Source organism: Pseudoalteromonas sp. HM-SA03 (genome assembly GCF_002289345.1).
Lineage (GTDB): Bacteria > Pseudomonadota > Gammaproteobacteria > Enterobacterales > Alteromonadaceae > Pseudoalteromonas.
This window is the reverse complement of the sequence record NZ_NSDG01000209.1, coordinates 1-15555: the sequence shown is the minus strand read 5'-3', so window position 1 is coordinate 15555 and position 15555 is coordinate 1. Positions and strand designations below refer to the sequence as shown.

General features: G+C 41.1%; 13 protein-coding genes. 9 read left to right on the top strand and 4 right to left on the bottom strand.

All coding sequences use genetic code 11. The annotated features are described in order from the left end of the window. Positions 1 to 113 precede the first annotated feature (113 nt). The 4 genes from yidC to rpmH form a co-directional block, all read right to left on the bottom strand. Positions 114 to 1748 (bottom strand): membrane protein insertase YidC, encoded by a 1635-nt coding sequence (gene yidC / locus CKO50_RS23600; protein ID WP_039493144.1) that lies wholly within the window; start codon positions 1746 to 1748, stop codon positions 114 to 116. Positions 1749 to 1756: 8 nt separating this feature from the next. Then, positions 1757 to 2059: a membrane protein insertion efficiency factor YidD gene (gene yidD, locus CKO50_RS23595; protein ID WP_176474748.1), complete on the bottom strand. Its 303-nt coding sequence runs from the start codon at positions 2057 to 2059 to the stop codon at positions 1757 to 1759. 173 nt (positions 2060 to 2232) lie between these two features. Then, positions 2233 to 2667, bottom strand: a complete 435-nt coding sequence (rnpA, locus tag CKO50_RS23590; protein WP_010376847.1) for a ribonuclease P protein component — start codon at positions 2665 to 2667, stop codon at positions 2233 to 2235. 6 nt (positions 2668 to 2673) lie between these two features. Then, complete coding sequence (rpmH, locus tag CKO50_RS23585) at positions 2674 to 2808, bottom strand: 50S ribosomal protein L34 (RefSeq protein ID WP_010376846.1); 135 nt, start codon at positions 2806 to 2808, stop codon at positions 2674 to 2676. A 608-nt stretch (positions 2809 to 3416) separates the two neighbouring features. Between rpmH and dnaA the strand changes: the two genes are divergently transcribed. From dnaA to CKO50_RS23540, 9 genes are all read left to right on the top strand, one after another. After that, entirely contained in the window at positions 3417 to 4817 is a 1401-nt protein-coding gene (gene dnaA, locus CKO50_RS23580) for a chromosomal replication initiator protein DnaA (RefSeq protein ID WP_095730129.1), read from the top strand. A 10-nt stretch (positions 4818 to 4827) separates the two neighbouring features. Next, positions 4828 to 5931 carry a DNA polymerase III subunit beta gene (gene dnaN, locus CKO50_RS23575; RefSeq protein WP_095730128.1) on the top strand — a complete coding sequence of 368 codons (1104 nt, stop codon included), beginning with the start codon at positions 4828 to 4830 and terminating at the stop codon, positions 5929 to 5931. A gap of 4 nt (positions 5932 to 5935) precedes the next feature. Continuing rightward, positions 5936 to 7024: a DNA replication/repair protein RecF gene (gene recF / locus CKO50_RS23570; RefSeq protein WP_010604162.1), complete on the top strand. Its 1089-nt coding sequence runs from the start codon at positions 5936 to 5938 to the stop codon at positions 7022 to 7024. 12 nt (positions 7025 to 7036) lie between these two features. Next, positions 7037 to 9454, top strand: coding sequence for a DNA topoisomerase (ATP-hydrolyzing) subunit B (gene gyrB, locus CKO50_RS23565; RefSeq protein WP_095730127.1), 2418 nt, complete (start codon positions 7037 to 7039; stop codon positions 9452 to 9454). Between the two features lie 285 nt (positions 9455 to 9739). Further along, a complete protein-coding gene (locus tag CKO50_RS23560; RefSeq protein ID WP_095730126.1) occupies positions 9740 to 10087 on the top strand; it encodes a helix-turn-helix domain-containing protein in 348 nt (115 codons plus the stop codon). A gap of 203 nt (positions 10088 to 10290) precedes the next feature. Beyond that, on the top strand, positions 10291 to 11064 hold the full coding sequence (locus CKO50_RS23555; protein WP_095730125.1) for a TnsA endonuclease N-terminal domain-containing protein: 774 nt from the start codon (positions 10291 to 10293) through the stop codon (positions 11062 to 11064). Continuing rightward, complete coding sequence (locus CKO50_RS23550; protein WP_141240191.1) at positions 11000 to 12949, top strand: Mu transposase C-terminal domain-containing protein; 1950 nt, start codon at positions 11000 to 11002, stop codon at positions 12947 to 12949. The genes CKO50_RS23555 and CKO50_RS23550 overlap by 65 nt, the downstream gene beginning before the upstream one ends. Continuing rightward, positions 12946 to 13887, top strand: coding sequence for a TniB family NTP-binding protein (locus CKO50_RS23545; RefSeq protein ID WP_095730123.1), 942 nt, complete (start codon positions 12946 to 12948; stop codon positions 13885 to 13887). The genes CKO50_RS23550 and CKO50_RS23545 overlap by 4 nt, the downstream gene beginning before the upstream one ends. 74 nt (positions 13888 to 13961) lie before the next feature. Then, positions 13962 to 15518: a TniQ family protein gene (locus CKO50_RS23540; protein WP_176474747.1), complete on the top strand. Its 1557-nt coding sequence runs from the start codon at positions 13962 to 13964 to the stop codon at positions 15516 to 15518. Positions 15519 to 15555 lie beyond the last annotated feature (37 nt).

The following is a 15555-nucleotide window of genomic DNA, read 5'->3' as shown; positions in this document are numbered from 1 at the left end:
AGAGAAAACTGCTCCAACAACTGGGAAAAATAAACCCCGCTTAAAAAAGCGGGGTTTATCATCAATCTGCGCCAGCTGTGAAGCTGGCGTTTTTTATTCAAGGTGTACGAGCGTTAACCGCGTACTTTCATGCCTTTTTTCTCCATACCACGGTAGATGATAAGCATCTGAGCGATAGAGATAAGGTTTGAAACTAACCAGTAAAGTACCAGACCTGATGGAAACCAAATAAAGAAGATTGAGAACACGACTGGCATGTAAGTCATCATCTTTTGTTGCATTGGGTCTGTAACTGTCATTGGCTGTAGTTTTTGTGTTAGGAACATACTTGCGCCAAATAGCACAGGTAGTACGTAGTACGGGTCCATTGATGATAGATCCGTTAGCCACAACATAAACTCAGCATGACGTAGTTCTGTTGATTCAAGGAATACGTAGAACAAGGCAAGGAAGATTGGCATTTGTAGTAACAGTGGGAAACAGCCACCCATTGGGTTCACTTTTTCCTTACGGTACATTTCCATCATCGCTTGGCCGAACTTCTGGCGGTCATCGCCATAACGCTCTTTTAGTGCCTGCATCTTAGGCTGTAGCATGCGCATTTTAGCCATTGAGGTGTATTGCGCTTTAGTTAGAGGGTATAACGCCGTTTTCACAATCAAAGTGATAGCAATAATCGCCAGACCCCAGTTACCTAAAATACCGTAAAGGAACTTAAGCAGAGTCAGTAAAGGTTGTGAAATAAACCATAACCAGCCGTAGTCTACCGTGAGATCTAGGTCTTCTTGAATTGCTTCAAGCGCTTCTGTGTCTTTAGGACCCATGTAGTACACCGCATGGATAGTTGCCGTGCTATTTGCTTGAACATTGGTTGGCTCGCTCTTCATACCAACAATACCATTACCATTTCTAAGCGCGGTATAAATCGTATTATTGGTTTGCTGATCTGGCACCCATGCACTGACGAAGTAGTGCTGTAGGAAAGCAACGTAGCCGCCTTGGGTATTTTTATTCAGGTTCGCATCCGCCATATCAGAGAAACTGTATTTCTCATAAGGTTCTTCAGCGGTACCATAGGCTGCGCCTAAGTAGGTCTGATCAACCATGCTACCTTTATCTTGGCGCGTACGTTTGATTTGTGTATACAGTTGTACTTGAACAGGTGATGAGGTGGTGTTGTTAACTTGGTATTCTAAGTCAACATCATATTTACCTGCTTTAAATACATAAGTTTTTGTGTACTGTACGCCTTTCTCATCAGTAAAAGTCAGTGGTACACGTAATGTATCGCCATTAAGCTCATATTGCTGTTGTGCAGACTCATAGACTGGGCGACCAGCTTTGTTTGCGTCAGGGCCGTTTAAACCAATTAAACCACTCTGTGAAACATACTGCTTGCCTTCAAATTCACCAAGTAACATGAAAGGCGTGTCGCTGCCATGGGTTTCTGCGTGTTGTAGTAAATTAGCTTCAACGATATCACCGCCTTTAGTATCAATTTTTACCGAAAGTACGTCGGTAGTGATGCTAATGACAGAACGTGTTGCCTGAGTTGCTACAACTGGGACATCGGATTGGCTTGATGCAGGCACATCAGCTTGCTCTTCTGTTGGGGTTGAGTTCGCCACTTGTTGTGTGACGGCACTGGTATCAGCTTGTGGCGGGTTTTGTTCTTGTGTCCACTCTTGGAACAGTAGGAACGAAACCAGCAACAAACCGATAAATAAAAACGTGCGTTGCGATTCCATAACAGCTCTTATTTCTCGTGTTGTTTAACTTTAGTCGACTTCACAGGTACAGGATCATCTCCACCTGCGCTCAAAGGGTGACATTTTAATATGCGTTTAACCGCTAACCAACTCCCTTTTGCAATTCCATGTAAATTAATTGCTTGAATTGCATAACTAGAACAGGTCGGGTTAAAGCGACAATGAGGCCCTAGTAGGGGGCTAATCCATTGTTGATAACCGCGGATCAGCAATATAAGCAGGTGCTTGGGAAGCGAACAAGCTGCTTTGAACTGATTTCTGATCTTGCTACGCCCTGAAGTTGAATTCATGGCTTTGTAGATATCAATTTCCTCAATTTACTGCTTCAACCCAAGTGGGCAAAAACAGACTATTTTTCCATTGATATAGCTGATTAAAAGGTGAGCTAACCTTACCTTAATTGGCGTAAAATTACTATGCTAGCAAGGGTAAATGCGCCGTAAAAAGGAAAGGCTAAAGCAGATTATTGCTTTTTCGCGTTAGCTTGAGGATTTTTTGAACGCTTGTGTTGAGGCTTTGGCTTAAAAGGTGGTTTAGGTGCACCTGGCTTACAACGTTCATTTATTTTGCGCCACATTTTAGTGAGCTGTTTAGTTAGCTCTTCATTAGATTGCTCGTCAACACCGGTTTTGACCATCAACACAATATCGATGTTATCAAGTTTATGACGATTTAATCGAAAGCTTTCTCTGGCAAGTCGTTTGATACGGTTTCGTTGACATGCTTTCTTGCAGCGTTTTTTAGCTACAGTTAAGCCGAGTCTTGGATGACCAACATCATTTGGTTTTGCAAGTAGAGTAAAATAAGGCGTAGCAGCGCGAGCTGGCTCTTGAAATATGCGGGAGTAATGCGAGGGAGTTAACAGACGTAACTCCCTGCTAAAGCTAAAGTCTTCCACTAAATATTAAGCAGAAAGTACTTTACGGCCTTTAGCACGACGACGTGCTAATACTTTACGACCGTTCTTAGTCGCCATGCGAGCACGGAAACCGTGAGTGCGCTTGCGCTTAAGTACGCTAGGTTGAAAAGTTCTTTTCATAACAATTCCATCCGATCGGTTAAAAGTTAAAACATCCTATGCAGGTCGCGATCCTGGCACAGGTGCCATTGCGAGCGCGAGATATTAAAGCTGAGCGCGTCTAAAGTCAATCAAAATCTGTTCTCTGTGGCTAAATAATCCACAGTGAGAGGTTTCTATATCCTTTATATAGACAAAACTTGGCAAAGCTATCGAGCAAACATAGACGATCTACATAAAGTAGGATCAATACGAAATCGATCTGCATAGATCTGATCCGATGGGCGGCATTATAGCATTTAGTAAGAATAGGAAAAGCTCTGGAAAACTAAATTTGATCTTAATTTTGGGGTGAGATCGGGAGAGTTTTTTGCTATGATCTTACTTGTGGGTAAAAAATAAAAAGCTTTAAATTTCATGTGTTTATTTTTTTACTAGGGTGAGATCTTGCTTTTTCTAAATGTCAATATTGAACTTGTGGATAAGATCACTTCATAATACCCCGCTTCCACCAGTGATTTTGTAATAAAAACTAAGTGTTTCCGGCGATCCTTTCATTTAGATCTGATTATTTTAGATCTGAATGCTCTATTTTTATTCCCGGGAATCAAAACCTATTGGAGTTCAGAGTGTATCTGTCGGTTTGGCAAAGTTGTTTATATGTTTTGCAAGATGAATTGCCATCTCAGCAATTTAGCATGTGGGTAAGACCACTACAGGCAGAAAGTACTGATGATACGCTAACTATCTATGCGCCAAATCGTTTTGTATTGGATTGGGTACGAGAAAAGTATCTCCACCGCATCAATGAACTGCTGATTGAGATCTGTGGTGATGAAGCACCAGAGTTGCACTTTGATGTAGGCAGCAAACCTGTGTTAGCTGCACAACCAAGTGTGTCTAACGAAAAAGCCACAAGTGTAGGTCATGCAACCGATAATACGTCGATGCTGCAAGGCACTCAGCCAAAGATGGCAGAAAAAGTTGAGCCTGCACCTAAATCTTCGCACAAGGCTAATATTAAAGAGAATTACACTTTTGATAACTTTGTAGAAGGTAAATCTAACCAGCTGGCAAAAGCCGCTGCAACACAAGTTGCTGATAATCCAGGTTCTGCATTCAATCCCGTATTTATCTATGGTGGAACTGGTTTAGGTAAGACACACTTATTACATGCCGTGGGCAATGGTATTCTTGAACAAAAACCGGATGCAAAAATTGTTTATATGCATTCAGAGCGGTTTGTTCAGGACATGGTTAAAGCACTACAAAATAATGCCATTGAAGAATTCAAGCGTTACTACCGTAGCGTTGATGCATTGATGATTGATGATATCCAATTCTTTGCAAACAAAGAGCGTTCGCAAGAAGAATTCTTCCATACTTTTAATGCGCTGCTTGAAGGCAACCAACAAATTATTCTAACTTCTGACCGTTACCCTAAAGAAATAGAAGGGGTTGAGGACCGACTGAAGTCGCGTTTTGGTTGGGGGTTAACTATTGCTATTGAGCCACCAGAATTAGAGACTCGCGTTGCTATCCTAATGAAGAAAGCGCAGCAAAGTAATATTAACTTGCCACACGAAGTTGCCTTTTTTATTGCTAAGAAATTACGCTCTAATGTGCGAGAGTTAGAAGGTGCGTTAAACCGCGTGATAGCTAATGCCAACTTCACTGGTCGCCCAATTTCTATCGATTTTGTTAAAGAAGCGCTACGCGACTTATTAGCGTTACAAGACAAACTCGTTACCATCGATAATATCCAGCGCACCGTGGCGGAATATTATCGAATACGTGTTTCTGACTTATTGTCAAAACGTCGTAGCCGTTCAGTTGCAAGACCAAGACAAGTTGCCATGGCATTGTCTAAAGAACTGACAAACCACAGCTTACCAGAAATAGGTGATGCATTTGGTGGCCGCGACCATACCACCGTGTTACACGCGTGTAGAAAAGTAAAAGCACTTCGTGATGAAAGTCATGAGGTAAAAGAAGATTATCAAAACTTAATTAGAACGCTGTCTTCTTAAGGGTTAAATGATGCAAATAACGATTCCAAGAGAACTATTTTTAAAGCCACTGGTACAGGTGTCGGGTGCTATTGAGCGCAAACATACACTGCCTATTTTGTCTAATGTATTGCTAGAAATGAAAAATGGCACACTACATATGACAGGTACAGATTTAGAGATAGAGCTTGTTGCATCTGTTGCCCTTGAAACAAATGTGCCAGACGCCAAGATCACTTTGCCTGCGAAAAAACTTCTAGATATTTGTAAGAGCTTGCCTGATAACTCGGATTTAGTGCTGAGTAGTCAGGAGCATCAACTTTTACTGACTAGCGGTCAAAGTCGCTTTTCATTGACAACCTTAGCTGCTGAAGATTTCCCTAATCTTGAAGAGTGGGATGGTGAGGTTGAATTTGCTATAACGCGTTTAGAGCTTAGAAAATTGCTAGAAGCAACGCATTTCTCTATGGCTAACCAAGACGTACGTTACTATTTAAATGGTATGTCGTTTGAAGTAGATAATAGTGAAATTAAAACGGTAGCCACTGACGGTCACCGTCTGGCAATTGCGCAGCAAAAATTACCAGAGTCATTGCAAACGCAACGTCAATTGATCATTCCTCGTAAGGGCGTGCAAGAGATCATGCGCTTACTGCCTGCGGATGATGAAACTATCACCATTCAATTTGGCGCTAATCATGTGCGTATCATCGACAGCGAATTTACTTTTACGAGTAAGCTGGTGGATGGGCGATTCCCTGATTATCGTCGCGTATTACCTCGTGGCGGGGACAAGTTAGTTACCGCAAATCGCGATTGGCTACGTAGTGCATTTCAGCGCGTATCTATTCTTTCTAACGAGAAGTTTCGTGGCGTGCGATTGAATCTGAGTAATGGGCAATTAAAAATTAGTGCCAATAACCCAGAGCAGGAGCAAGCTGAAGAAATTGTTGAGGTAGGTTACCAAGGCGATGATCTTGAAGTTGGTTTTAACGTTTCTTACTTATTAGACGTGTTAAATACAATAAAGTCTGAAGATGTACAATTTACGCTTTCTGATGCGAACAGCAGTGCGCTTATTGAAGCCGCTGGTGACGAACATGCAATGTATGTAGTTATGCCGATGCGTTTATAGAGTTATGAGTTTAACTCACCTTAGCCTCAATGCGTTTCGAAACATTGAGGCGATGGCGCTTTCACCTAGCAATGCCGTTAATGTCATTCTCGGTGAAAATGGTAGCGGTAAAACCAGTCTGCTCGAAGCCATTTACTTTCTCTCCAGTGGTAAATCTTTCCGTACCAATCTGCAAAAATTAATGATCAAGCATGAGGCTTCTCATTGCGTTGTTCATGCTAAAAAACAACTACATAACTTGTCTATACCGCTTGGTATTAGTAAATATACCAGTGGTGAAACTAAGCTTCGAATTCAGGGGCAAGCAAGCCGGAAAGTGGCAGAATTAGCACAGGTTTTACCTGTTCAAGTTATTACACCAGAAAGCTATGAGCTGTTTTTTGGTGGTCCAAAAGAGCGTCGTAAGTTTCTTGATTTAGGTGTGTTCCACGTGGAACATCAGTTTTATTCCACATGGAAAATGTTCAATCAGGTGCTCAAGCAACGTAACGCTTTATTGAAATCTAAACCGAGAGATCTCCAATCCCAGCTAAGTTATTGGGATAAGGAGTTTGTACGCCTTGCTGAGCAAATAAATATGTTTAGAGAGGCTTATATAGGTAGGTTTCAGACGCATTTTTTTGATAAGATAGGGGATATAAGCCCTATCTTTAAAGGCCTTGAAATTCGCTTTCAAGCGGGCTGGAAGGGGGAACTAGCTGAGGTATTAACAAATCAGTTAGAGCGAGATGTAAAACTTGGCTATACAAGTAAAGGGCCGCATAAGGCTGACTTTAACTTTTATACTCAAGGAAACAGCGTAGAACATATTTTTTCTCGTGGCCAACTCAAGTTATTACTGTATGCACTCAAAGTAATGCAAAACAGTTTGATTGACCAAGAGAGTAATAAGCAGTCAATTCTGCTTATTGATGATTTACCTTCGGAGCTTAGTGAAGATACTAAGGTGGCGGTATCGCGTCTGTTGGCGCAATGTCAGTCACAGCTGTTTATCACTGCTATCACTCCAGAAAGTATTGCCGCCGTTATTGAACCAATGGAACGTGAAATTAAAATGTTCCACGTGGAACATGGCAGCTTAATAACAAAATAATTGGAAGAAACCATGTCGGAAAATTACGATTCGTCGAGTATTAAAGTACTTAAAGGATTGGATGCTGTAAGAAAGCGTCCGGGAATGTATATCGGTGACACAGACGATGGTACTGGTTTACATCACATGGTGTTTGAGGTCGTTGATAACTCAATCGACGAAGCACTAGCAGGATATTGTGACGATATTTTCGTAACAATTCATACCGATGGCTCTGTATCTGTTCGAGATAATGGTCGTGGTATCCCAACTTCAATTCACGAAGAAGAAGGGGTTTCTGCGGCGGAAGTTATCATGACTGTACTACATGCCGGTGGTAAATTTGATGATAACTCATATAAAGTATCTGGCGGTTTGCACGGTGTAGGTGTTTCTGTTGTAAATGCACTTTCTGAAAAACTACAATTAACAATCCGCCGTGATGGCAAAGTGCATCAGCAAAAATACACTATGGGTGTTCCAGATGCGCCGTTAGGTGTTATCGGTGAAGCTGAATCTACTGGTACAGAATTGAGATTCTGGCCAAGTGCTGAAACGTTCTCAGATACAAATTTCCACTACGATATTCTAGCCAAGCGCCTACGTGAACTATCTTTCCTTAACTCTGGTGTAAGCATCATTTTAAGTGATGAGCGCGAAGAGAATAAACAAGATCACTTCAAATACGAAGGCGGTATTCAAGCATTCGTTGCATATCTAAATCGTAAGAAGACGCCAGTTCATCAAAGTGTTTTCCACTTTTCGACTGAGCGTGATGATGGCATTAGCGTAGAAGTCTCTATGCAATGGAATGATGGTTTCCAAGAAAACATCTACTGTTTTACCAATAACATTCCTCAACGCGATGGTGGTACTCACTTAGCGGGTTTCCGTGCAGCACTTACGCGTACGCTTAACACCTACATGGAAAAAGAAGGCTTTAATAAAAAGTATAAAACCAGTGCTACGGGTGACGATGCCCGTGAAGGTTTGACAGCTGTTGTTAGTGTTAAAGTTCCTGATCCTAAGTTCTCTTCACAGACAAAAGATAAGCTCGTTTCTAGTGAAGTGAAAGGGGCTGTTGAGCAAATGATGGCTGAAAAGCTAACTGAATTCTTGCTAGAAAACCCAGGCGATGCAAAAACCGTTGTAAACAAAATCGTTGATGCTGCGCGCGCTCGTGAAGCTGCACGTAAAGCACGTGAAATGACTCGTCGTAAAGGCGTTATGGATTTAGCTGGTCTACCGGGTAAACTCGCTGACTGCCAAGAACGAGATCCTGCACTTTCTGAACTATATATAGTGGAGGGTGACTCGGCGGGTGGTTCTGCTAAACAAGGTCGTAATCGTAAGAACCAAGCAATTCTGCCGCTCAAAGGTAAAATCCTGAACGTAGAAAAAGCACGCTTTGATAAGATGCTTTCTTCTCAGGAAGTGGCAACACTAATTACTGCATTAGGCTGTGGTATTGGCCGTGATGAATATAACCCTGAAAAGCTAAGATATCACCGCATCATCATCATGACCGATGCGGATGTGGATGGTTCACACATCCGTACGCTGCTACTGACTTTCTTCTATCGTCAAATGCCAGAGATCATCGAGCGCGGTTATGTCTATATTGCTCAGCCACCACTATATAAAGTGAAGAAAGGTAAGCAAGAGCGCTATATTAAAGATGATAATGCACTAACTTCATACCTAACGACATTAGCACTTAACGATGCTGCGTTATACCCAGCAGAAGGTGCTGAACCAATTTCTGGGAACAAGTTAGAAAACTTAGTGCATGATTATCAAAATACGATAGATATCATTGAGCGTTTAAAGCGTAAGTATCCGTCTTCAATCATGAACCGTTTGCTTTACCACCCAGAGCTCACCGAGTCAGACTTATCTGATGAAGCAAAAGTAACGGCGTGGACTGAAAACTTGGTTGCTGATCTTGTGAAGAAAGACGAAGACGCCACTATCTTCAACGCAGAAGTCGCATTTGATGAAGAGCGCCATATGTATTATCCGGTGATCAATATTCGTCAGCACGGTGTTGATAAAGCGCATACTTTGAACTTCGACTTTATTACATCTAAAGATTATGTTCGCATTGCGAACACGGGTCGTCAGATTGGTAGTTTGATCAGCGAAGGCGGTTATGTACAGCGTGGTGAGAAGACTCAAGCAATCGAATATTTTGAGGCTGGTCTTGAATGGCTTATCTCAGAGTCTAAGCGTGGCTTGTATACACAACGCTATAAAGGATTGGGTGAGATGAACCCTGACCAACTTTGGGAAACAACGATGGATCCAGATGCTCGCCGTATGCTACGTGTGACCATTGAAGATGCCATTGCTGCAGACCAATTGTTTGCAACCTTAATGGGTGACCAAGTTGAACCTCGTCGAGAGTTTATCGAAACAAATGCACTGAGAGTTGTTAACTTAGACGTGTAAACTCAAACATCTTGTGGGATCTCATAATCCTTGATAAAGATTCTCACATACTTGAAAATCTTTATCAGAATTCTTGAAAATAGAAGGCTATCTAAAAGTTTTAGGTAGCCTTTTTTATTTCCTATCACACTCAATATCATATTTACTTTCCTATCAAAGAGTTAGCTACTTTATATGTGTATACTAGTATACATAACTTTATGATTTTATTAATAAAATTGATCTTTTTCTATGTTTGATATATAAATTACTAATTGGAAAAAATGATATTTTCGAAATCGAACTATGACTCCATTTGGAATGCGTCTAGAAAAGCTACGCCGTTCACGTAACCTAAAACAAATCGAGCTGGCTGAGAAGGTCGGTATTAAGTCAAGCTATGTGAGTGTGCTTGAGAGCGGTCAAAAAGGCGCGCCCTCAGCATGGATTGTTAAAAGTATTATTAAGCAACTTGATTTAGATGCTGAAGAAAGTGCAGCTTTGCTTCGAGATGCTGAGATATCTGATTTTACCTTTAGAGTTCCCAAGGGGACTTCAGCATATGAGTTTGAGTTACTGCACGAATTAAAGGGCAAATTGGGTGTGCTAAGCGATAAGCAAATATCAATTATAAAAATGATATTGAGTATCTAAGATGAATGAAGAGCTACTTAATAGGAGAGATATGATGGAGACCTAGTAGGACACGACTTTCGCCGGTCCCACCAGGATGAAGCAAGTAAAACACTTACCCCGTAGCAAGATAAGTATCTACTTCCTTAATTCCTGAGTCAACTGGCCAAATTTAAATTAACCAATGAAATTAAAATTTATTACTTTTTTAGTAAGGATTTCTCATGGCCAAAAATCAAGAAACCTCGCCAATTTTCGGCACGATTAAGCGTGCAAAAACAAGGAAGAGGGGTGCTAGCCCCTACAAGATCCATCGACGTGTGCGAGAGCCTGTATCGCCATCAAAAGGAAGAGTTGTTGGCTACTACGCCTCGCATAAAAACCAACGGCCAATTGGCTGGGAATCTCAGCTTGAATTAAAAGCCTGTATGTTGATGGAGTTCTCCCATCAAGTTAAGTCTTATCACGAACAACCTGCAACCTTATATTTTCCCTGTAAAGGTCGGGTATGCAAGTACACTCCAGACTTTGAAATAAGAACAAAGTCTGGTTCTACCTTTTTTGTAGAAGTAAAGCCGTTGGTAAGAGTGAACGATCCAAGGATAAAAGAGTTGCTATGTGCTGCATCTGACTTTTTAGGAGAAAGAGGGTTTGGCTATGTGGTACTGACAGAAGAAGAACTAGTTAAACCGGAACTACTCCGAAACTTAACGATGTTAAAGCCATATTTATTACATCGTCTGAATGGCGATGAAATAAAGATACTCAAGCGCAGCCTAAAGAAAAATGATGCAGCAAGTCTTGAGACGCTTTCAAAAGTATCAGGTTCTTTGAAGAATGTTTACTCCTTTATTGCACATGGGCATGCTTCGGCACCCCTAGAAAAGCCATTGGATTTAGACACTGAAATTAGCTTAACCTCGGAGAGTAACCGTGAAAACTTCCTCTTTAATGGTCGGGTTGCACCTGACTTTGAACAGTGCGAATTATCGTATTAATAGAATTTTGGATGAATTAGTTGAGCTTGAGAGAGTATCTGATCTTGGGCTTATTCGGATTTCTAAATTAGATTTGTTAGAGCAATTCGGTAGAGGGTGTTTAGTTTTGATGGGGGGAACACAAGTTCGAGTTGAAGATGCTAATCATAGTTCAAGAGTTCATAAGGGAATAGAGAGTCTTCCTGCTGATATGCAGCGTTCAATTATGAGAAAGTATGGGTATGTTTCATCTTGTATCAAAAATCTAGGAAGACCACCTATTTGTATTAAGGAGAAGGTACTCCCCATTATCAGTATGGTTGCGAAGCAATTAAATGACCCGGTTCCTCCATCATTCATAAGCGTATATCGATGGTGGAAGAAGTACTATGATTGCAACAACGACATATTATCTTTTATGGATAAGCGGCCAGGGAAGTCCGGGTGTCGGGCATTTAATGATATTGTGCTCAATGAAGTAACAATGCTCATTAACGAAGTCTATTTGACCGAAAATAGACCGAGTAAAAGTGATGTATATCGATTGTTCCATCATCGTATGAATGAGCTGAACGCAATGCGTGTTAAGCCTCTTCGTTACCCTAGTAAATCCCATTTCTACCGGTTAGTCGGTGATATCAATAAGTATGAGGAAATGGCTGCACGGGAAGGAAAACAACAAGCTGATACTTACTTTAGAACTGTTGGTGCAGGGCCTAAAGTAAGACATGTTCTGGAGCGGGTTGAAGTTGACCATACAGAGTTGGATGTGATTTCTGTTAACCCTAACACAGGAGAAGCCGAAGGGCGTCCAACGCTCACGGTAATTATAGATGTATATTCCAGACTTGTACTTGGTATTTATATTGGATTTGAACCACCATCACAATTGTCTGTTATGAGAGCCTTACGACAAGCTATCTTGCCTAAATTAATGTCTGACAGCGTATATAACGATGTTACTAATAAGTGGGAGTCATTTGGAATACCAACAACGCTAATATGTGATAACGGACTGGAATTTCATTCTGATGCTCTTCAGAGGTTGTGTGGAGAGCTTGGCGTTAACTTGCAATTTTGCCCGAAGAAGACTCCTCACTATAAAGGCGTGGTTGAGAGGTTTATTGGAACGCTAAATACTGAAGTTTGCCAAAAGCTACCGGGCGCAACGTTCAGTAATGTAAAACAACGCGGAGACTACGACAGTGTTGAAAAATCATGCTTATCATTAGAAGAGATCCGCAATCTCATCTATCGCTGGATGATTGATATCTATCATCAAAGAGTTCATTCGACAACCAAAAGGTCACCAGCCATGTTATGGCAAGAAGGCGCTCAAAAATTTGAACCGATGCTGCCTGAAAGCCTTCACAAATTGAATTTATCCTTAACGCTTGAAACCACTCGCACACTATCGCACAAAGGGATTGAGATTTTCAATCAGTTCTACAGTGCCCCTATACTCCGAGAAATGCGAGAGCGAAGAAAGCACAACTACGAGGTAACAGTTCGGTATGACGAAGAAAACATAGGCAGTATTTGGGTGTACGATGACTTGCACGGAGATTTTATTTGTATACCCAGTATCAACCCAGACTACGCAGGTGGACTATCACTTCGTCAGCATAAGTACATCCGAAAAAACCTAGTTGATAAAGGGTTAGGTGAGCAGAATGAAAAGGCAACGTTGGCACATAGGGCTAAGCTATTTGAAGCAATCGAAGTATTAAAATCTGCGAAGTTATTGAAGGAACGCCGTAAAGGTGCTCGGTTGAGTCAGCCGGAGCAAAATGACAGTTTGTCTCTATCAAATGCTGCTCCTATTGCTGAAGTTGAAGTAAATACTGATCCTGAAGTATTCGAACTGTTGCCTGAATTTGATATCGATAAATTGGAGGAGTTATGAACGCTACACATGAGAACGAAATGTTTGAGCGCATTGCCTCCATCAAGAAAAAAATCATACGACACTCAAAGTATGATCAGGCTCTGCACAGTATTGAAACTGTTTTTCGCATGCGAAATTTAACAGGGCTAAGTGAACATCTATTCTGTATTGGACAATCAGGAACAGGGAAAAGCACATTAAAGAAGCAGCTTAAACAAATATATCCAAATGTTGAGCTAACTGATAGGGAGTTAAAACCCTATCTATGTGTTGATACACCTTCCAAACCTACGATAGGGAATATGGCAGAAGAGGTATTGAAACAATTAGGGGAAGCAAACTATTTCAAAGGAAGCGTTGCTTACAAGACCAATCAGATTTTGTTTCTTCTTAGGGAGTTAGATGTAAAGCTCGTTGTTTTGGATGAGCTTCAACACTTTATAGATCATGGAAATAGACAAGCAGCTGCTGAGGTATCAGATTGGTTGAAACGACTAATTGATAATTCGAGCGCGTGCTTTGTTCTTATGGGTTTAGAACGAGCTAGTGATATTTTAAAAGTGAATGAGCAACTTCGGAGAAGGTTTAGCCAGCAGATAAAGCTTCCACCATTCAGTATTGCTAATAAAGATGACATGGCTGAGTTTGCTGGTGTGCTCGCTCACCTTGATAAAGAGCTAGGTTTGGAAGCAAGATTGGTATTGACACCAACACTAGTAAAACAGATTCATTTCGCCACGAATGGGATCATGGATTATATGGTAAAAATTTTTGTTGGGGCGTTTACTGTTAGTGTAAATAGAGAGTTGAGCCAGATCACGAATGAAGCATTGGAAGCTGCATTCACTCAGTATGTTTGGGATGAAGGTAAAGGTAATTTGAATCCGTTTAATGATGGGTTCTGCTGGTCAAGGCTAGATAAGCCAAATATGCCTTTTTACAGAATTTCCGTGTAGCTACTCAACGTAAGGCGGGAGGCTGTGCCTCCCTTTTTGTAATGGAAATAATTAAGCCACTAATACACCCACCAATGAACCCCGATGAATCTCCATTGGGTTATATTAAACGATTAACACAACTAAATAACTACAAAACAATGTCTTGGCTTATTCTTGGAGCCAATAAAAATAGTTTTGGTACTAAAGATTTTATCTTAGGGAGTTATCTATCACACCAGACTTGGGCTGCTAAAGGTGGATTTAGTGTTCCTTGCAAATATGCAGATCGGATCAGAAACACTCACTTGACCCAAGAAATTCGCTTCTGCCCAACTTGTTTAAAGGAGGGGGAATACTGGCGAGATAAGTGGGTATTGAAGGTCTCAATGTGCTGCACGAAGCATAAAGTTTGGTTAGTTGACCGATGCACTAAGTGTGGTGTGATGAATAGACGTGTTGACAAACCATTTCTGCATTGCCGTTGTGGGAATGCTTTCTCAAATAATAGGGTGAAAGCTTGCCCTGAAAATGTACATACAATGCAATGTTTCCTTGAAAACAGGAAGCTTCCGTCTGACTGTCTGATGCCTAGTGAAAATAACCTGACATTAGATGATAAGGTTAAAGTGATAGAACTCGTGACGAGAAGAGTTCCAAATCACAGAGAGCTTAGAAGAGGGACAAATATTCACTTGAATTCAATTGATTTAGGAAGAGATTATGTAGTTGATGCTGCTAATACATTGTTTGGAGGCACTGAAGGCTTCATAGCAGCATTAAAAACCCTTCAAGCAATGAAGATGAACGACAGTGATATTTGTCGCCTCATAATGTTCTACAGGGACTTTTACTCGCGATGTCGTGAGCCGTGCTTTGAACACTACAAGCAGTTATTAGAGCAGTATGTCAGCCATTACTCTGTTCGTCCCTTGTCGCGGAGAAATACACTTTTTCGAGAAAAGGCAATACAGGGAGCGCATTGGATAGCACTACATCATGCAGTAAGGAAATATAAAATACCCAAGTCTACGATTACAGCCGCTATTGATTCTGGCTGGATAGAAGCAAAATTAGAGTTAAAAGGAGACAGGTATTATACAGTTATTAGCCGACCTCACCTTGAAACTAGAATGTTTTTCATCAAGGCTCAAATGACAGCTGTTGAGGCAAGAAATGCATTAGGTGTTACTAAAGGCCAGTTTGTTGAGTTGATAGATAGTGGTGAGTTACAAGAAGGAGTAACTGCACCAGTAAAAGGCTCTTGCTCTACTTGGAGAATACCTGAATACACGGTTGAAACGTACTTACAGTCTTTACTTAAGGGAGAAATGAAAGAAGGTCATGACTTAAGACCAATACAAAAACTACTGCAAGCTTGGTCTGGGCGATATCCTGAGTTATTTGTAACAATTTTACGATCACTAAAAGCTGGGAAGGTATCTTATATGGTAGATAAGGGCCTTGATGGTATTAGAGCTATTCAAGTGAGCGAAAGCGAAGCTCTTGCACTCATGGAGCAGTCCTCATCTGAGGTATTTTCAATCCCTCGTATCGCAAAAGTACTCAACCTTAGTGAAGAGTTTGTCTATCAACTCGCTAATACAGGCTTACTTTCAGTAAGCGTACGGCTAACTACACCTAGAGGCTAACATGCCAGGGCAGTAAACTGTCGATATCGCACTGTGG